The following is an 18,607-nucleotide window of genomic DNA, read 5'->3' on the forward strand; positions in this document are numbered from 1 at the left end:
CGTTGGCGGCTCATATAGCGGTGTGAGTATGGCGATTGGGATAACGGCATGACGCGTTTCGTTGCGAGAGCCCTGGCCGTCCTTGCGGTCGCCGCCGCCTTCGCGCTCCCCGCCGCCGCCGCGCCGGTGCAGACCGGCCATATCGAGGCCGAACTGGTGGCCCGCGACGCGGGCGTGACGCCCGGTGGAACCGTCCATGTCGCCCTGCGCCAGAAGATTCAGAAGGGCTGGCACACCTACTGGCGCAACTCCGGCGATTCCGGCGAGGCGACCCAGATTCGTTGGACCCTGCCGCCGGGCTGGGCCGCGGGCGAGATCATCTGGGCGCCGCCGTCGCGCCAGCCCACCGGCCCGCTGATGAACTACGGCTACAAGGGCGAGGTGCTGTTGCCGGTCGCCATCACCGCACCGACGTCGGCCCGGCCCGGCGACATCATCACGCTGAAGGCCGCCGCCGCCTTCCTGGTCTGCGAGGACATCTGCGTGCCTGAGGACGCCGTCCTGACCCTGGATCTGCCAGTGGTGGCCGCCCCCCCGCAGCCGGACGCCAGGTGGGGCGCCGCCGTCACCAAGGCCCTGGACGCGGCCCCCAAGCCCGCCGGCCTGACGGCGACCTTCAGCAAGACCGAGGCGGGGCTGAAGCTGGCCATCGCCGGCGCGCCCCTGAAGGGCGTCGACCAGAGTCAGGCTTATTTCTATCCCTTCAAGGGCACGGTCATAGACCACGCCAAACCCCAGGCCATCGAGCGCGGTCCCGAGGGCCTGACGCTCTCCCTGACGCCCGGCTACGACTTTACCCAGGGCGCGCCGCCCGCCGCCCTGGACGGGGTGCTGAGCGTGGGGGGCGAGGCCTATGAACTGACCGCCGCCGAGGGCCCGCCCCCCACGGGCAGCTCGGGCCTGGGCGCGCCGCCGGTCGAGACGCCAGCCGCCGGTCCGAGCCTCGGCCTGGCGCTGGCCTTCGTCTACGCCCTGCTGGGGGGGCTGGTGCTCAACCTGATGCCCTGCGTCTTCCCGATCCTGGCCATGAAGGCGACCTCGCTGGCCGGCCATGCCCATGAGCAGTCCGCGGCCCGCGCCCAGGGCCTGGCGTTTCTGGCCGGGGTGCTGGCCACCTTCCTGGCCCTGGCGGGGGTTCTGATCGCCATTCGCGCCGGCGGGTCCGCCGTGGGCTGGGGCTTCCAGCTCCAATCGCCCGTGGTGGTCGCGGCCCTGGCCCTGCTGATGCTGGGGGTCGCCCTGAACCTGTCGGGCCTGTTCGAGGTGGGGACCTCCCTGCAAGGCGTGGGCACGGGCCTGGCGTCGAAGCAGGGCCTGGCCGGCGCCTTCTTCACCGGGGCCTTGGCCGTCGTCGTGGCCGCCCCCTGCACCGCGCCCTTCATGGGGCCCGCCCTGGGCTGGGCGCTGACGCAGAGCGCGCCGGTGGCGCTGGCGGTGTTCCTCGGCCTCGGCCTCGGCTTCGCGGCGCCCTTCACCCTGGCCGCCTTCGCGCCGGGTCTGCTGGCCCGCCTCCCCAAGCCAGGTCCCTGGATGGAGACCTTCAAGAATCTGATGGCCTTCCCGATGTATGGGGCCGTGGCCTGGCTGGTCTGGGTCCTGACCGTGCAGGCCGGCGAGATGGGTCTGGCGCGGGTCCTGGCCGCCGCCGTGGTCCTGGCGCTGGCCGCCTGGGTCCTTGGGCTCGCTCAGCGGCGACAGGCGACGGGCGGCAAGCCCCTGGCGCTCGCCGTCACGGGCGCCGTCCTGGCGGTCGGCGCCTTCCTCCTCGTGCTGGTCCCGGCCTATGGCGCGCCGGCGACGGCCTCGACCGAGGTGGCGGCGGGCGCGATCCCCGAGGCCGTCTACAGTCCCGAAGCGGTGGCGCAGGCGCGGGCGGCCGGCAAGCCGGTGTTCGTCAACTTCACGGCGGCCTGGTGCGTGACCTGTCAGGTCAATGAGAAAGTGGCGTTCGCCACCGCCGAGGCCGCCGAGGCCTTCACCCGCACCGGCGCAGTCTATCTGAAGGCCGACTGGACGCGGAAGGATGCGGTGATCGCCGCCGAGCTGGCCCGCCATGGCCGCGCCGGGGTGCCGCTCTATCTGGTCTATGGGGTGAAAAGCCCCGACCCCAAGATCCTGCCGCAGTTCCTAACCCCGGCCATGGTGGCCAAGGCCCTGGAGACGGCGAAGTCCAGCTAGATCACGATGCGCTCGGACGGAATCGTCTGAGCGTTGAATCGTGATCTAATCTCAAAGTTATAGAGCCGGATTCAGGCTTCGAGAGAAGCCATCCGGCTCTAGGTCGAGCTCTGGGACGTGACGGTCGGCGGGGTGGTGATCACCTCGACATTGTCGTTCAGAAGATAGGCCATGTCCCGGAGGGCCAGCTCCAGCGCCTTGGGGGTGGCGGCGGCCGTGACGGCCTCGAGCTTCAGCGGCAGGTCCTGGGAGATGCCGCGCAGGATGCACTTCAGGTCGCCATCCGTGCCGCGCTTGGCCAGCAGCAGGTGACCCTGCATGTCCAGGGCGGCCAGTTCGCTGATCTGGCTCCTGAAGTCGGAGGGCAGGGCCTTGCCGGCGCGGACGCCGTCAATGTCGGCCTTCAGCGCGCCGGCCCGCTTCACGATGTCGGCGAACAGCGGCTCCTGGGCGACGGCGGCCGGCGGCGTGCTCAGGCCAGGGCCAGGCGTCATGGGACCGGTGGCGGCGAGCCAGAGGACGGCGAGGGAAGCGGCGGCGTCGCAGGACATGACGATCCTCGTTGCGCGAACTAAGACGGGGGACGGTGGGTTTCAATTAGCCCGAACATGGTAAACGCGGTCCTACCGCGCGCCCGAAGGTAAGCCTTGATGACCACCCGTGAGTCCGCCTGGAAGAACCTGAAGAACGCCGCCGTCGCCGCCCGCGACCCGATCGCGGGCCTGTTCGCCATCGAGCCCGAGCGGTTGGACAGGCTGGTGGTGGAGGCCTGTGGCCTGCGCGTCGACCTGTCCAAGCAGCCCTGGTCGCTGGGGGACTTCGACACCGCCCTGACGCTGGCCAAGGCCTGCGACGTGGAGGCGGCCCGCAACCGCCTGTTCGCCGGCGACGCCGTCAACAGCTCGGAGGGCCGCGCGGCCCTGCACATGGCTCTGCGCGCGGCCGACGGCGCTGACTTCAAGGCCGATGGGGTCCCGGTATCCCGCGAGGTGGAGGCCACCCGAAACGCCATGCGCGCCTTCGCCGAGGCGGTGCGGTCAGGCGCCCGGACCGGCGCCACCGGCAAGCCCTTCAAGGCCATCGTCCACATCGGCATCGGGGGCTCGGATCTTGGCCCTCGACTGATCTGGGAGGCGCTGAGGCCGCTCAATCCCGAGATAGAGTTGCGGTTCGCCGCCAACGTCGATCCCTCCGAGACGGCCCTGGCCCTAGCCGGCCTCGATCCCGCGCAGACGCTGGTGGTGGTGGTCTCCAAGACCTTCACCACCCAGGAGACCCTGGCCAACGCCGAGGTGGTCCGCGCCTGGCTGCGAGCGGCCTTGGGTCCGGCGTCCGACGCCCACCTGGTGGCGGTCTCCGCCGCGCCGAGCGTCGCCCAGGCGTTTGGCGTTCCGGCCGATCAGGTGTTCGGGTTCTGGGACTGGGTCGGCGGCCGCTATTCGCTTTGGTCGGCGGTGGGCCTCTCCTGCGCCATCGCGCTTGGCTACGAGGTCTTCCAGCGCCTGCTGGACGGCGGGGCGGCCATGGACGAGCACTTCCGGCGCACGCCTCTGCTGCTGAACGCGCCCGTGCTGATGGCGCTCGCCCATATCTTCAACCGCGACGGCCTGGACCGGCCTCTGCGGGCGGTGATCCCCTATGCGGCGCGGCTGCGGCTGTTCCCCAGCTTCCTGCAGCAGCTGGAGATGGAGTCCAACGGCAAGCGGGTGGATCAACAGGGTCGGCCCGTCGCCCACGCCACGGCCGCCTCGGTGTTCGGCGACGCCGGCACCAATGGCCAGCACGCCTTTTTCCAGATGCTGCACCAGGGGACCGACGTGATCCCGGTGGATTTCGTGGCCGTCGCCAGGGCCGGGGAAGGCGAGCCGGCCAACCACACCATTCTGCTGGCCAACGTCATCGCCCAGGCCCAGGCCCTGATGACCGGCCGCAGCGAGGACGAGGTGCGCGAGGAATTGTCGGCCAAGGGCATGACGCCCGCGCAGATCGACGTCCTGGCCCCGCAGCGGACCTTTCCCGGCGACCGCCCCTCCAGCTTCATCCTGATGGAGGCCCTGACCCCTGAGGCTCTCGGCGCGCTGATCGCCCTGCATGAGCACAAGGTCTTCGTCGAGGGGGTGCTCTGGGGGATCAACAGCTTCGACCAGTGGGGGGTGGAGCTGGGCAAGAGCCTTGCCACCAAGATTCTCGCCGAACTTCAGGGCGGCGCCCCCGGCATCCATGACCCGTCCACCGCCGCCCTCGTGGCGCGGCTGAAATAGCTCAAAGGAACTCTCATGCGCGACCTGACCGGTAAGACCGCCTTCATCACCGGCGGGGCCAGCGGCCTGGGCCTGGCCATGGCCCATGCCTTCGGTGAGGCGGGCATGAACGTCATGCTGGCCGACATCGAGGAGGCGCCCCTGGCGGCGGCGGTGAAGGAACTGGAGGAGCGCCAGATCCGGGTCAGCAGCGTGCTCTGCGACGTGGCGATCCGCAAGGCGGTGGAGGCCGCCGCGGCCAAGACCATCGAGACCTTCGGCAAGGTCCATGTGGTCTGCAACAATGCCGGCGTTGGCGCCGGCGGCCAGATCGACCAGGTGCGGCACGCCGACTGGGACTGGATCCTGGCGGTGAACCTGATGGGGGTGGTCTACGGCATGGAGACCTTCCTGCCGCTGATCCGGTCGCACGGCGAGGGCGGAACCTTCGTCAACACCGCCTCCATGGCGGGCATGATCTCGCCGCCGGGGATGGAGCCCTACAGCGCCACCAAGTTCGCGGTGGTGGCCATGTCGGAGGGCTGGGCCGGCCAGCTGGCGCCCGAGAACATCAATGTCTCGGTGCTTTGCCCGGGCTTCGTGAAGACCCAGATCAACAAGTCGGGCCGCACGCGCCAGGCGGCGTTCGGCGGGCCCGTGGAGAGCCCGGTGGTGGCCGACTCCATGGTGGACAACGGTATCGATCCCGAACGGGTCGGCCGCCGGGTTCTGGAGGCCGTCCAGGCCGGCGAGCGCTACATCTTCACCCACCCCGACATGCGGCCCTTAGTGGAGGCGCGGTTCGCCGGGATCATGGCCGCCTTCGACGCCGCGGCCGCCAGTCCGGCGCTTGCCAACATGGACTACAAGACCCCCGACCTCAGCGGGATGGCGACCCCCTCGTGACCGTCCTAATCACGGGCGGGACCAAGGGCATCGGCCTGGCGATCGCCCGGCGGCTCGCCCCAGTCCATGGTCGGGTCGTCCTGGCCTATCACAGCGATGAGGCGGCGGCGGACGATGCACGGGCCGAAATCTCCGCCCTGGGCGCGGGTGTTGAAACGGTGCGGTGCGACGTCGGCACGCCAGAGGGCGCGGCGGCCCTGATGGCCGAGATCGAGCGCCAGGGCCATGATGGTCTGAGCCATATCGTCCATGCGGCGGCGATGATCTATCCTACGACCCTGCTGGGCGCGGACCTGGCCAAGTTCCGCCAGGCGGTGGAGACCAATGGCCTGTCCCTGCTCTACCTGGTCCACGCCGCCCAGGGGCTGCTCGGCCGGGGGTCGAGCGTGGTGTTCATCACCAGCATGGGTTCGCGTATCCCCAGCCCCAACTACGGCGCGCTGGGCGTCGGCAAGGCGCTGGCCGAGGCCATTGTCCGCTATCTGGTGGCGGAGCTCGCGCCGCGCGGGATCAGGATCAACGGCGTGGCGCCGGGTCTGGTGCACACCACCTCAGTGGCGGCCATGCTGGGCAGCGAGGACGCCGCCCAGGCCGCCGTGGACCGGGCGGCCCGGACCAACCCCTCCGGGCGCGAGAGCCGGGATTCCGACTACGCCGCCCTGGTGGAATTTCTGCTCGGTCCGGAAGCCGAGTTCATCCAGGGCCAGGTGATCGCCGCCACGGGTGGAACCGGGGTCATCGGCTAGCCCCGCGCGGCCATCTCGGCCTCGTCGACGATGTGGTCGTGGCCGCCCTGGCGGCCGGGACGCTCTAGTTATGGGACTCGCCATCGCAAGATGGCCGCGCTATAGCCCCGCCCGCATGACGCAGACCGCGCACCATCACGGCCACCACCATTCGACCCGCCACGGCGGGCTCGGCCGGGGGCGTTTGGCCTAAATTCCCCGGCTTCGAGCCCCCCGCAGACGCGGATGGGGCTCCGTCAGATCGCCAGCCCCATCCGTCGAACCCCACGCTTTCAGGGATACAGACGATGGAATTCTCCGCCCTTCCCCAGCAACGCCGACGCCCGCGCCTTGCCGCGCGCGCCGCCATCGCTTAAGCGCGCGCCATGACGAATGACCCGACACGTCCGGAAGCCCGCGCGCCGCGCGGCTTCAACGACCGCCGCGCGCGCGATCTCACCGCCGAACGCCAGATCCTGGCCAAGGTCTCGGAGGTCTATGAACGCTACGGCTTCGAGGCCTTCGACACCGGGGCGCTGGAATATGCCGACGCGCTCGGCAAGTTCCTGCCGGACGCCGACCGTCCCAACGAGGGCGTCTTCGCCCTGCAGGACGACGACGAGCAGTGGATGGCCCTGCGCTATGACCTGACCGCGCCCCTGGCCCGGTTCGTGGCGCAGACCTGGGAGACCCTGCCCAAGCCGTTCCGCCGCTACGCCTTCGGCACGGTCTGGCGCAACGAGAAACCCGGCCCCGGCCGCTTCCGCGAATTCACCCAGTGCGACGCCGACACCGTGGGCTCAAGCCGCCCCGAGGCCGACGCCGAGATCATCGCCATGGCCGCCGACGGCCTGATGGCTGCGGGTCTGCCGGCCGGCGCCTATGTCATCAAGATCAACAACCGCAAGCTCCTGAACGGCCTGCTGGCCACCGCCGGGGTCACCACCGAGGGCCAGAAGCTCGCCGTGCTGCGGGCCGTCGACAAGCTGGACCGCCTGGGTCCCGACGGCGTGCGCCTGCTGCTGGGCGAGGGCCGCAAGGACGAGAGCGGCGCCTTCACCAAGGGCGCAGGCCTCAACAGCGCCGCCGCCGAGGCCGTGCTGGCCTTCACCGCCGCCGGGGCTGAGGGCCGCTCGGAAACCCTCGACCGCATCGCCAACGTCATCGGTGGCTCGGCCGAGGGCGACGCCGGGCTTGAGGAGCTGTCGCGGATCGACAAGGCGCTGATCGGCATGGGGGTCGCTCCGGACCGGGCGATGTTCGACCCGTCCATCGTGCGCGGCCTGGAATACTATACCGGCCCGGTCTTCGAGGCCGAGCTGCTGCTGGCCACCAAGGACGAGAACGGCGCGCCGATCCGGTTCGGATCGGTGGGCGGCGGCGGACGCTATGACGATCTGGTGGCGCGGTTCACCGGTGAGCAGGTTCCGGCCACCGGCTTCTCCTTCGGTGTCTCGCGCCTGGCCTCGGCCCTGCGCGCGGCGGGCCGCGACCTGGGCGGACAGGCGCGAGGGCCGGTGGTGGTGATCGCCTTCAGCCCCGAGGACATGGGCGCCTATTACGGCCTGGTGGGCGAACTGCGCGCCGCCGGCATCGCCGCCGAGGTCTATCTGGGCAGCTCCGGCATGCGGCCGCAGATGAAGTACGCTGATCGTCGCATGGCGCCCGCCGCCATCATGCTGGGGGGCGACGAGATCGCCGCCGGCACGGTCACCGTGAAGGACCTGGACCTGGGCCGCGAGCTCTCCGCCGGGGTCACCGAGAACGCCGAGTGGCGCGAACAGCGTCCCGGCCAGCAGACCATCCCGCGCGCCGAACTGATCCCGGCCCTGCGGCGCATTTTGGACGCCGGCAAGTGAGGGCCGAACCGCGGGTCCCCGCCGACGCCCTTGCCGCCATCCGCGCGCCGCTGAGTGAGGGCGCCTCAAGCGTCGACGCCCCGATCCTGCAGCCGCTGGGCTTGCTGCTGGAACTGGCGGGCGAGGCGATGCGCGCCCGCCTGTTCGTGGTCCAGGCCGAGGGCGGGCAGGAACAGTGCCTGCGCCCCGACTTCACCGTGCCGGTCACCCGCCAGCACCTGGAGAGCGGCGCCGTCTCGGGCCGCTACTACTACGAGGGCAAGGCCTTCCGCGCCTCGCCCGATCATCCTGGGCGGGCCGAGGAGTTCGTGCAGATCGGCCTGGAGCGCTTCGACGCCGCCGGGACGGTGGAATCCGACGCCGAGATCGCCGCCCTGGCCTGGAAGTCGGCCGTCGCCGGGGGGCGGGACGACCTGCTGCTGTGGCTGGGCGACATCGGCCTGTTCGCGGCGTTCGTGGACGGACTGGAACTGGCGCCGTCCCTGGCCGCGCGCCTGAAGCGGGCCGCCTCCCGGCCCCGTCTGCTGCAGGCTGAACTGGCCCGCGCTGGCGCGGAAGCCAAGCCCGTCGCGGGCGGCGCGCTCGCCGACCTCCTGGCCGGACGTTCGTCGGACGAGGCTGCCTTGATGCTGGAGGAGGTCTGGGCTCTGGCGGGTATTGAACCGGTCGGGGGCCGTGGCCCGGCCGAGATCGCCCAGCGCCTGATCCGCCGCGCCGAGGCGGCCCGCGCCCCGGCGCTGAGCGTCCAACAGGCCGACAGCCTGCGCCGCTTCCTGGCGGTCTCCGACACCCCGGAGAAGGCCCTGGCCGCCATCCGCGCCATCGCCGGCGGCAAGGCGCTCACCACCGCCCTGGCCGACTGGGAAGCGCGCCTGGCCCTGCTGACCAAGGCCGGCGTGCCGCAGGGGGCCATGCTGATGGCCACCACCCTGGGCCACGCCTTCGAATACTATGACGGCCTGACCTTCGAGGTCCGCTCCACGGCCCTGGGCGCCGATCGGCCCGTCGCCGTTGGCGGGCGCTATGACGGGCTGCCCGCGCGCCTCGACGGCCCGGCAAATACCAAGGCGGTGGGCTGCATGGTCCGTCCCTGGCGAGCCTTCAAGGGAGGCGAGGCATGAGCGAGCCCCTGATCATCGCGGTCCCCTCCAAGGGCCGCCTGAAGGAACAGGTCGATGAGTGGTTGGCCGACTGCGGCCTGAAGCTCTCGGTCAGCGGCGGCGCCCGCGGCTACATGGCCGAGATCAAGGGCCTGGCCGGCGCCCAGGTGCGCCTGCTCTCGGCCGGAGATATCGCCGAGGCCCTGGACGCTGGCGAGGTCCACCTCGGCATTACCGGCGAGGATCTGCTGCGCGAACGCGGCGGGGACCTCGACAGCCGCGCCCTGCTGCTCCGGGCGTTGGGCTTTGGCCGCGCCGACCTGGTGGTGGCCGTGCCCAAGAGCTGGCTCGACGTCGACAGCATGGCCGACCTGGAAGAGGTGGCGCACGACGTGCTGGCCCGTCGCGGCCGGCGCATGCGGGTTGCCACCAAATATCTGGTCCAGACGCGGGCCTTCTTCGCCCGCCACGGGGTGGCTGACTATCGGATCACCGAATCCAGCGGCGCGACGGAGGGCGCTCCGGCGGCCGGGGCGGCGGAGTTGATCGTCGACATCACCACCACGGGCGCGACCCTGGTGGCCAACGGCCTGAAGATCCTCGGCGACGGGGTGATCCTGAAGAGTCAGGCCCAGCTGGCCGCGTCCCTGCGGGCCACCTGGTCTGCCAGCCAGCTGGCGGTGGCCGAGCACCTGCTGCGGGTGATCGAGGCCAGGGCCACGGCCCACGACAGCGCCACCCTGGTCTGGCCCGACAGCGAGGGTGACGAGGCCTTGATCGGCGATCTGGTCGCGGCCGGCGCGACCCGGCGTCCGAACGGCGTGCTGGCGCCGGTGGATCGCATCGCGGCGATCTCCACCCTGCTGACCGCCAAGGGCCGTGGCCCGGTCACCGCCTCGCGACCCGATTTCGTGTTTGAGACAAGTTGTGGACCGTACGAAGCACTCGCGGAGCGCGTCAAGAATTGACGCGTGAGTCAAAAAACAACGTCGCCGGTCACTTAATCCACCTGCTCGCGAAAATCTGATCAGAATTAAGCCGCAAGGCGGGTTTCCCTGCATTGACTCGGGCGAGAAATTGCCGTTTTCTCAGTCCTGCGAGAGACATGGCGACACTAGTTCGACAGTCTCCGGCGTTTCGGGGAGGAAACGCCCGCTCAATAAGAGCTTCGGCTCAAAAATAAGGCCCGTTGCGATTATCCCCCGTAACGGGCCAAATTTTTGCCCGGTCCTATTTTTGACGCTTTAGTCAAAAAGAAGGGAGCCGGATTTCCCCGGCCCCACCCTTTCCGCTTGTCACCAGATGCGGACGCGCTTGTCCTGGGCCACGTACATCTTGTCGCCGGCCTTCACGCCGAACGCCTCGTAGAAGGCGTCGATGTTCCGCACCGGGATGTCGGCGCGAAACTGCTCGGGCGAGTGCGGGTCGGAGACCAGGCGCTGGCGCGTGCGGTCGTCGCGGGACTTCGAGCGCCAGACCTGCGCCCAGCCGAGGAAGACCCGTTGGTCACCGGTCAGGCCGTCGATCACCGGGGCCGGTTGGCCTTTCAGGGAGGCGTGGTAGGCGTCGAGGGCCAACAGCACGCCGCCCAGGTCGGCGATGTTCTCGCCCATGGTCAGCTCGGGATTGATATGGACGCCGGGCAGCACCTCGATGGCGGCATACTGAGCGCCGAAAATCTTGGCCTGGGCGTCGAACTTGGCGGCGTCCTCGGCCGTCCACCAGTCGGTCAGCCGGCCGTCCCCGTCGGACTTGCGGCCCTGATCGTCGAAGCCGTGGGTGATCTCGTGGCCGATCACGCCGCCGATGCCGCCGTAGTTGATGGCCGGGTCGCCGTCGGGATCGAAGAAGGGCGGCTGCAGGATGGCGGCGGGGAAGACGATGCCGTTCTTGGTGGGGGAGTAGTAGGCGTTGATGGTGGGGGGCGTCATGCCCCACTCCTTCTTGTCCACCTTCTGGTCGAGGCGGTTGATCTGCCGGCGCCATTCAAAGGCGTTGGCGCGCTCGACGTTGCCGTAGAGATCGCCGTCCTTCAGGAGCAGGGCCGAATAGTCCCGCCAGGTTTCGGGATAGGCGATCATCACGCTGAACTTCGACAGCTTCTCCAGAGCCTTGGCCTTGGTGGGCGCGCTCATCCAGGTCAGCTTCTCGATGCGGCCCTTCATGGCGCCTTTGATGTCGGCCACCAGGGCGTCCATCTTGGCCTTGCTGTCGGCCGGGAAGTAGGCGTCGACATAGAGCTTGCCCATGGCCTCGCCGACCTGGCTGTCCACCAGGGTCACGCCGCGCTTCCAGCGTTCGGCCTGCACCGGCTGGCCCGACAGGGTCTTGCTGCGGAACTCGTACTGAGCCTGGTCGAAGTCCTTGGACAGATAGGGGGCGGCCTGGTCGGCCAGGTGGAAGGCTTGCCAGGCCTTCAGGATTTCGACGGGGGTCTTGGCGTAGAGGGCGGCGATCTTCGGGAAGGCGGTGTTCTCGGCCACCACCACCCGCTTCACGTCGGCCAGCTCGGCGCCGGCCATGAAGGCGGTCCAGTCGAAGCCCGGGGCGTAGGCCGCCAGGTCCTTCACGGCGAAGGCGTTGTAGGTCTTGTCGTCGTCGCGGCGCTCAGCCCGGGTCCAGGAAACCTTGGCGATCTCGGTCTCCAGGGTGACGATGGCCTTGGCGGCGCCGGCTGGATCGGCCCAGCCCGACAGGGTCAGCAGCTTGGCGACATAGGCCTCATAGGCGGCCTTCTGAACGGCGAACTTGTCGTCCAGATAATAGTCACGGTCGGGCAGGCCGAGGCCCCCCTGGATCAGGGTGACCACGTAGTGGTCGGGGTCCTTGGCGTCGTCGCCGGGATAGGCGCCGAACACCGAGCCGCCGAACTTCAGCTGCGACCTGCCCATCACCCGCGCCACATCGCTCAGGGTCTTGGAGGCTTTGATCTCGGCCAGGTCAGCGGCCATGGGCTTGGCGCCCAGGGCGTTGACGGCGGCCTCGTCCATGAAGCTGCGGTACATGATCCCGATGCGGGCCTGGTCGCCGGTGGCGGCCTTGTCGGCGGCGGCGGTCTCCAGCACCGCACGCATGCGGTTGACCGACAGCTCGTTGAGCTTGTCGAAGGATCCGTACCGCGAGCGGTCGGCCGGGATCTCCAGGTTCTTCAGATAGGTCCCGTTGGCGTAGAGATAGAGATCGTCGCGCGGGCTGACGCTGAGGTCCCGGCCGGCGGCGTCAAAACCCCACGGCCCCATGCGGGGCGCCTTGGAGAGGTCGTCTGCGGCGAGGGCGGGGACGGCGCCGAGCGCCAGGGCGGACGCCGCGCAGGCGGCGAGCCAGAAGGTCTTCATCGGGTGTTCAAAGCCTCGGAAGGGGATTTGGGCGCGACCATGACTCGGCCGCGCCCTCCGTGGCTCGTTACATTTTAGTTACGTTCAAACCTTGGCGGCGAGCCTGTCCACGGCCAGGGCCTTCAGCGTCTTGTAGTCCAGCTTGCCGTTGGGGGCCCGGTTGACCGGGGCGAGGACCAGCTCGCGCGGAGCCTTGTAGTCGGCCAGCAGACTTTTCACGTGGGCGGACAGTTCGGCCAGGGTCGGCGTGGCGTCGCCGAGGGTCTCGACGATGGCGCAGATGCGCTCCCCGAAGCGCGGATCGGGCACGCCCACCACCGCGGCGTCACGCACGCCGGGGAAGCGCTTCAGGGCCTCCTCGACCTCTTCGGGGAAGACCTTCTCGCCGCCGGTGTTGATCACCTGTGAGCCGCGGCCCAGCAGGGTGATGGAGCCGTCTTCCTCGATGGTCGCCCAGTCGCCGGGCACGCTCCAGCGCGTACCCTCGAAGATGCGGAAGGTCTTGGCGGACTTTTCCGGGTCCTTGTAGTAGCCGCTCGGCGTGAAGCCGCCGACCGCCACCAGGCCGCGCACGCCCGACCCCGGCAGGACGCGCTCGCCCTCCTCGGTGAAGACCGCCGCATTGGGGCCGGTGTTGAACTTGGCCGTGCCCGCCGCCGCCCCGCCGCCGGAGACCGAAGAGGCCAGGCCCAGGGCTTCCGAGGAGCCGAGGCTGTCCATCAGCATGATGTTGGGCAGGTGCTTGAGCAGACCCTGCTTGTTCTCCGCCCCCCACATGGCGCCCGACGAGATGATCCGCTTCAGGCTGGGCATGGTCCACTTGCCGGGATTGGCGTCCAGGGTCTCCAGCATGGGGGCGGCGAAGGCCGGCCCAACAATGATCAGACCCGAGACCGCTAGGCGCTCGACCTCGTCGAACAACTCGGCGGGATTGAACTTGCGCGAGGGCAGGGTTGCGATGGCGCCGCCCGAGACCAGTTGGCCAAAGCCGATGAACTGGCCGGTGGCGTGCATCAGGGGCGCGACGGGGATGGTGACCGGCTGTTCGCCGGACGCTTCCACCGCCTTGGCGCGTTCGCCGGCCTCGGCGACCCGCTCCATGGCCGGCAGGCCCGCCAGCAGATTGGCGCCGCCGCCGAGGCCCTTGAAGAGGTCCTCCTGGCGCCACATCACGCCCTTGGGCATGCCGGTGGTGCCGCCGGTGTACATGAGCAGAAGGTCATCGGCCGAGCGACCCCACGGGCCTTCCACGCGGTCGGCGCCCTTGGCCACGATGGCGTCATAGTCGGCGGCCCAGGCCGGGACCGGGAAGCCGGGCTCAGCGACGGCCACCCAGGTCTTCACCTTGGGCAGGTTCGCCCGCACCTTGTCAGCCATCTCGGCGAAGGATGCGTGGAAAACCACGGCCTCGGCGTCGGCGTTGTCGAACAGGTAGGTCAGCTCGTCGCCGCCGTAGCGGTAGTTGGTGTTGAAGGGCGCAAAGCCCCCCTTGAAGGCCGCAAAATAGGTCTCGATGTACTCCGGCGCATTATAGAGATAGGCCGCGACCTTCGACTGATGGGTCAGCCCGGAGTCGATGAAGTGCTGGGCCAGCGCATTGGCGCGCCGGTCGAAGTCGCGCCATTTGACGACGCGGTCGCCATGAATGAGGGCAGGGCGTTCGGGGATGGCTGAAGCCACCGACTCCCACAGGTTGGCGTAATTCCAAACCTCCACGGGCAATCCTCCATACTTAAAATATGGAGCGCATAAACGTTCGGTCGGCGCTGCTGTCAACGCCGACCGAACGGTCGTTTTAGTGGTTTGCGTGGCCCATCGGCATGGCGCCCGTGGGGGCGGCGCCGCCCGCGGGGCCTGTGCCCACGGCGAACTCGACCTTCAGCCGCGCGCCGCTTGAAAAGACCAGGGTGGCGGGGACGATGTCGCCGGCCTTCTGAGCCTTGGCCAGGCCGATCAGCATGATGTGGTAGCCGGCCGGGGCGAAGGTGACGGCCTTGCCCGGCGGCAGCAGGATGCTGTCGAGGCGTTGCATCTTCATCAGGCCGCCCGACATCGAGGACCGATGGATCTCCACCTTCCGGGCGGCGGGGCTTTCGACGGCGATCAGGGTGTCAGGGGTGGTTCCCCGGTTGGTGAGCGTCATGTAGCCGGCGCCGTTGACCCCGGCGGCGGACGGCCGGCTCCAGGGCTGGCCCACCTCCAGTCCGCCGAGGCGGAAGGTGGCGGCCTGAGTGGCGGTGACGGAAAGGGCGGCGGCGAGAGCGAGGATCAGGGTGCGCATGGGGCTACTCTATAGCAGGGCTGACGGGTTTCGGCGGCGCCCGGCGGGACATGACCGATGGCGCGGAATGGTCGAGGGGGGCTCCCCGGCGTCGGAGGGCTTCCGTCCGCGGGATGGGCGCGGGCAGAATCAGTGACGGCGGAACGCGCGACGCCACGGGGCCGCGCGTGATGATGGAGTCAGAGAGCCTGGACGGGTGGGCCTTGTCCGAGGGGACGGGGCGGAGCCCGGGCGCCACGCAGGACGACCTCGACGGTCGCGGCCTGAACGATCCGATCGGCGACATAGGCGATCGGAACGATGGAGAGGGTTGGCGAGGTGGTGACGGCCAGGGTTGCGCCGAGGCAGTCGTGACAGGGGAGGCCGGCGAAGCCCTTCTGGACCTGGCCGTCGTGGTCTAGGACCACGGTCTTGGCGCCTTCAGGGGTGCAGAGCTCGACGCGGAGGCCGCCTCTCGATTCGGCCGCCAAGGAGGCCGCCGGCAGCAGGGCCTGGATCAGCAGGGCCGCGACGGCGAACAGGATGGCGAACGGCGTGCGCCGCTGCGACCTGCCTCGATGCGCCCCGATTTGCATGGCGGCGGTGATAAGGCCGCAGATACAAGTTCCGCAAGTCCCCTTGCGCCCGGCATAGTGCCGCTCATCAACAAGGAGAGCGCATGGAAGGCCACGTTTCGCCCGGCGAGTATAAGGACGTCATTCTCTTTCTCGCCACCGCCGGCGTGATCGTGCCTTTGTTCCGCCGCTGGCGGATCAGCCCCATTCTCGGGTTCCTCGGCGCGGGCGTGGTCCTGGGGCCGTTCGGCCTCGGCGCGCTCAGCGACGCCTTTCCCTGGGTGGGCTACTTCACCATCGACAATCCTGACGAGGTCGCCCAGCTGGCCGAGTTCGGGGTTGTCTTCCTGCTCTTCATGATCGGCCTGGAGCTTTCCTGGGAGCGCCTCCGCCTCATGCGGCGCTTCGTGTTCGGCATGGGCGCCCTGCAGGTCGGCCTCTGCATCGCCGCCATCGCCGCCGTCGCCATCACCTTCGGCGTGGACCCGGTGGCCGCGGCGGCCATCGGTGCGGCCCTGGCGCTGTCCTCCACCGCCGTGGTCATGCCGATCCTCACCGAGCAGAAGCGCCAGCACTCCACGGCCGGCCGGGCAACCTTCTCCGTCCTGCTGTTCCAGGACCTGGCGGTGGCGCCGATCCTGATCACCCTGGCCATTCTTGGCCGCGGCGGCGGTGACCAGGCCTTCTCTCCCAGGATGCTCCTGGCCTTCGCGCCGGCGGTGCTGGGGATCCTGGGCCTTGTGGCCTTCGGCCGTCTGCTGCTGCGGCCGATGCTCAAGTCGGTGGCTCGGGCCAAGAGCGAAGAGTTGTTCATGGCCGCCTGCCTGCTGGTGGTGATCGGGGCGGGGCTGGTGAGCGCGCTGACCGGCCTGTCCATGGCGCTCGGCGCCTTCATCGCCGGTCTGCTGCTGGCGGAGACTGAATACCGGCACGAGGTTGAGGTCACCATCGAGCCCTTCAAGGGCCTATTGCTAGGGCTGTTCTTCCTCTCCGTGGGGATCGGACTCGACCTTTCCATCCTGGCCGCCAAGCCGCTGCTGGTGCTGGGCATGGCGATCGGTCTCATCGCTCTGAACGCCTCGGTGGTGTTCGGCCTGGCGAGGCTCTTTGGCCTGCGGTCGCCGCCGGCCATCGAGGCTGGCCTGCTGCTGGCCGGGGGCGGCGAATTCGCCTTCGTCATCCTGGCGGCCGCGATGGGGGACGGGATCGTCGATCGCACGATCGGCCAGACCGTGCTGGTGTCCTCGACCCTGTCGATGATGTGCATTCCGCTGCTGGCGGCTCTCGGTCTGAAGCTCGGCGGCCGCAAGGCGCGGGGCGAGGACCTGTCTCCGGAGCCGGCTCCGGTGGCCGACGGCGAGAAGCCTCGCGTCCTGGTCGTGGGCTATGGCCGGGTCGGGCGGCTGGTGGGCGAGATGCTCACCCGCCACGACATTCCCTGGGTCGCCGCCGAGCGCGACCCGCGCCTGGTGGAGGCTGCCCGCCGGGCCGGCGAATCGATCTTCTTCGGCGACGCCTCGCGGCCGGAATTCCTCAAGCGTTGCGGCCTGGAGACCGCGCCCTCCCTGGTGGTGACCATGGACGCGCCCGAGGGGGTGGAGGTGATTGTCGCCACCGCCCGCCAGATGCGGCCCGACCTGACCATTGTGGCGCGCGCCCGCGACGCCCGCCACGCCCAGCGGCTCTACGAATTAGGCGCCACTGACGCCGTGCCCGAAACGGTCGAGGCCTCGCTGCAGCTCTCCGAAGCCGTGCTGGTGGAGATCGGCGTGCCCATGGGCCTGATCATCGCCTCGATCCACGAACGCCGGGACGAATTCCGCAAATCGCTGAACCGTCCGGAGGTGCTCGGCGGCCGGGCTCGCCGATACCGGCGCAACATCGAGTCCTGACCCTGTCCCGGCGGCGGGGGGCCATGGCGCCGTCAAATTCCACGGTTGCGCGAACTAATTGTTCGGGCAGAGCTATATGCGCCACAGTATGACATCAGAGAGACACAGACGCCCCATCTTCACCGTCTGAAGGCCACGTGAAAATTGTCGGGAACCAATCATTGGGGCCGACGTTCTCGGGGTCGGTGCGACAGGGGCGCGCCGGTGGATAGGGGCAAGGAATGTCGTCTGAGGCGTCGAGAACTATCGAAACAGTCGTTGTTTCGCCGTTCTGGCAGGCCTGCGACGTTCCCGCCACTTTACAAGATTACTGTGGAACTCGGCCTGATCCGATGGGCGCCGGTGGCGACCGTTTGATTCGTTGGGCCAAGGTTCAATGTCAAAATTCGACGCTTCGACGAGCGCCAGGCGCGTCGAATGTGGCTCGGAGGGGGGCTCTGTCCTCCGTCTCTAAGTTGATCGCTTAGGGGTTTATTGTGTAGCGTCCTGGCGTCTAGTTCGCGGGTCGGGCAGATTGGCGGTCGGTGTGGCTTCGGCGACACTTTCGCCGCGCTTCGGCCTTGTTATAAAGGTGCTGGGTCATAAGGCCGCAGCAGAGGGCAATGAGAGGGCTCTGATATGAAATTCAAACTCCTGGCGGGAGCCGCCCTGGCTGCGGTATTCGCCGCGTCCGGCGCTTCCGCGCAAGAAGGCTGGTACGGCGCCATCGATCTTGGCTACCACTGGCCGGAAGGCATTGAGGCCGAATCGTCCAACAACGCCGCGAACGCCAAGCCCTATTCCTGGACGTTCAACCAGGAAGAAGATTGGGCTGGTTTTGCTCGTCTCGGCTATCAGCTGAACGACCACTGGCGCGTGGAACTTGAAGGCGGCTACCGTCCGGGCGACATCAAGTCGGTCCGCGGCGGCACGGGCAACTCGATCCTGGGTCTCTGCACCCCGGGCGTGCTGCGCACCGCCGGCGCCCCGACCTGCGGCGCCCCGACCGGCGAGATCGAGTCGTGGACCGTCATGGGCAACGTGCTCTATGACTTCGCCCCCGGCGCGACGCTGAACCCCTTCATCGGGGCCGGCGTTGGTATCAACCACGTCAAGCTGAACGCGGTTGGCCAGTTCTCCTCCGTGACCGGTGCGATCACTGCGGCGAACCCCGCCATCCAGAACCTGACCATCGATGATGATGATACGGCGCTTGCCTATCAGCTGATCGCCGGTCTGGCCTGGCAGGCGACCGACAACCTCGACGTCGACCTGACCTATCGTTGGCTCGGCGGCTCGGACCTCGACTTCGCGTCGGTCGGTTCCGGCGCTCTGCAACCCGGCGTCTTCTCCGGCGAATACCGCGACCAGTCGGTGACGGTCGGCCTGCGTTACTCCTTCGCTTCGCCGCCCCCCCCCGCCGCCCCCGCCCCCCCCGCCCCCGCCGCCCCCGCCCCCGCCCCCCCCTCCTCCGCCCCCGCCGGCGTATGAAGCCCGGCAGCTCATCGTCTACTTCCCGTACGATCAGTACGTCCTGACGCCGGAAGCCCAGACGGTG

14 protein-coding genes are annotated in these 18,607 nt (G+C 69.1%); 9 read left to right on the forward strand and 5 right to left on the reverse strand.

Going from position 1 to position 18,607, the window contains the following annotated elements; genetic code table 11:
- The first annotated feature begins 48 nt into the window (after positions 1–48).
- Complete coding sequence (locus Q7J39_RS02805; protein ID WP_304820197.1) at positions 49–2,178, forward strand: protein-disulfide reductase DsbD; 2,130 nt, start codon at positions 49–51, stop codon at positions 2,176–2,178.
- 98 nt (positions 2,179–2,276) lie between these two features.
- Here the strand turns inward: Q7J39_RS02805 and Q7J39_RS02810 are convergent, their stop codons facing one another.
- Positions 2,277–2,729 (reverse strand): hypothetical protein, encoded by a 453-nt coding sequence (locus Q7J39_RS02810; protein ID WP_304820199.1) that lies wholly within the window; start codon positions 2,727–2,729, stop codon positions 2,277–2,279.
- Between the two features lie 99 nt (positions 2,730–2,828).
- Here Q7J39_RS02810 and pgi point away from each other — a divergent pair, with 99 nt between their 5' ends.
- The 6 genes from pgi (at position 2,829) to hisG (ending at position 9,976) form a co-directional block, all read left to right on the forward strand.
- Positions 2,829–4,439, forward strand: coding sequence for a glucose-6-phosphate isomerase (gene pgi, locus Q7J39_RS02815; protein WP_304820201.1), 1,611 nt, complete (start codon positions 2,829–2,831; stop codon positions 4,437–4,439).
- 15 nt (positions 4,440–4,454) lie between these two features.
- Complete coding sequence (locus Q7J39_RS02820; RefSeq protein WP_304820203.1) at positions 4,455–5,324, forward strand: SDR family NAD(P)-dependent oxidoreductase; 870 nt, start codon at positions 4,455–4,457, stop codon at positions 5,322–5,324.
- Positions 5,321–6,070, forward strand: coding sequence for an SDR family oxidoreductase (locus tag Q7J39_RS02825; protein WP_304820205.1), 750 nt, complete (start codon positions 5,321–5,323; stop codon positions 6,068–6,070). Before Q7J39_RS02820 ends, Q7J39_RS02825 begins: the two co-directional genes overlap by 4 nt.
- Positions 6,071–6,435: 365 nt before the next feature.
- Positions 6,436–7,908 carry a histidine--tRNA ligase gene (gene hisS, locus Q7J39_RS02830; protein ID WP_304820207.1) on the forward strand — a complete coding sequence of 491 codons (1,473 nt, stop codon included), beginning with the start codon at positions 6,436–6,438 and terminating at the stop codon, positions 7,906–7,908.
- Entirely contained in the window at positions 7,905–9,029 is a 1,125-nt protein-coding gene (locus Q7J39_RS02835; RefSeq protein ID WP_304820209.1) for an ATP phosphoribosyltransferase regulatory subunit, read from the forward strand. Before hisS ends, Q7J39_RS02835 begins: the two co-directional genes overlap by 4 nt.
- A complete protein-coding gene (gene hisG / locus Q7J39_RS02840) occupies positions 9,026–9,976 on the forward strand; it encodes an ATP phosphoribosyltransferase (protein ID WP_304820211.1) in 951 nt (316 codons plus the stop codon). Before Q7J39_RS02835 ends, hisG begins: the two co-directional genes overlap by 4 nt.
- 327 nt (positions 9,977–10,303) lie before the next feature.
- Here the strand turns inward: hisG and Q7J39_RS02845 are convergent, their stop codons facing one another.
- The 4 genes from Q7J39_RS02845 to Q7J39_RS02860 all read right to left on the reverse strand — a co-directional run bounded on the left by Q7J39_RS02845 (position 10,304) and on the right by Q7J39_RS02860 (position 15,199).
- Positions 10,304–12,343, reverse strand: coding sequence for a M13 family metallopeptidase (locus tag Q7J39_RS02845; protein WP_304820213.1), 2,040 nt, complete (start codon positions 12,341–12,343; stop codon positions 10,304–10,306).
- An 84-nt stretch (positions 12,344–12,427) separates the two neighbouring features.
- Complete coding sequence (locus Q7J39_RS02850) at positions 12,428–14,059, reverse strand: AMP-binding protein (RefSeq protein WP_304820215.1); 1,632 nt, start codon at positions 14,057–14,059, stop codon at positions 12,428–12,430.
- 79 nt (positions 14,060–14,138) lie between these two features.
- The gene (locus Q7J39_RS02855) at positions 14,139–14,624 is read right to left on the reverse strand and encodes a copper chaperone PCu(A)C (protein ID WP_304820217.1); all 486 of its coding nucleotides are present in this window, start codon (positions 14,622–14,624) and stop codon (positions 14,139–14,141) included.
- 179 nt (positions 14,625–14,803) lie between these two features.
- Complete coding sequence (locus Q7J39_RS02860; protein ID WP_304820219.1) at positions 14,804–15,199, reverse strand: DUF2946 domain-containing protein; 396 nt, start codon at positions 15,197–15,199, stop codon at positions 14,804–14,806.
- Positions 15,200–15,282: 83 nt separating this feature from the next.
- Between Q7J39_RS02860 and Q7J39_RS02865 the strand changes: the two genes are divergently transcribed.
- Positions 15,283–17,070: a cation:proton antiporter gene (locus Q7J39_RS02865; protein ID WP_304820221.1), complete on the forward strand. Its 1,788-nt coding sequence runs from the start codon at positions 15,283–15,285 to the stop codon at positions 17,068–17,070.
- A gap of 618 nt (positions 17,071–17,688) precedes the next feature.
- Complete coding sequence (locus Q7J39_RS02870) at positions 17,689–18,540, forward strand: outer membrane protein (protein ID WP_370689981.1); 852 nt, start codon at positions 17,689–17,691, stop codon at positions 18,538–18,540.
- Positions 18,541–18,607: the final 67 nt, after the last annotated feature.

The organism is Phenylobacterium sp. (genome assembly GCF_030651185.1).
Taxonomy (GTDB): domain Bacteria; phylum Pseudomonadota; class Alphaproteobacteria; order Caulobacterales; family Caulobacteraceae; genus Phenylobacterium.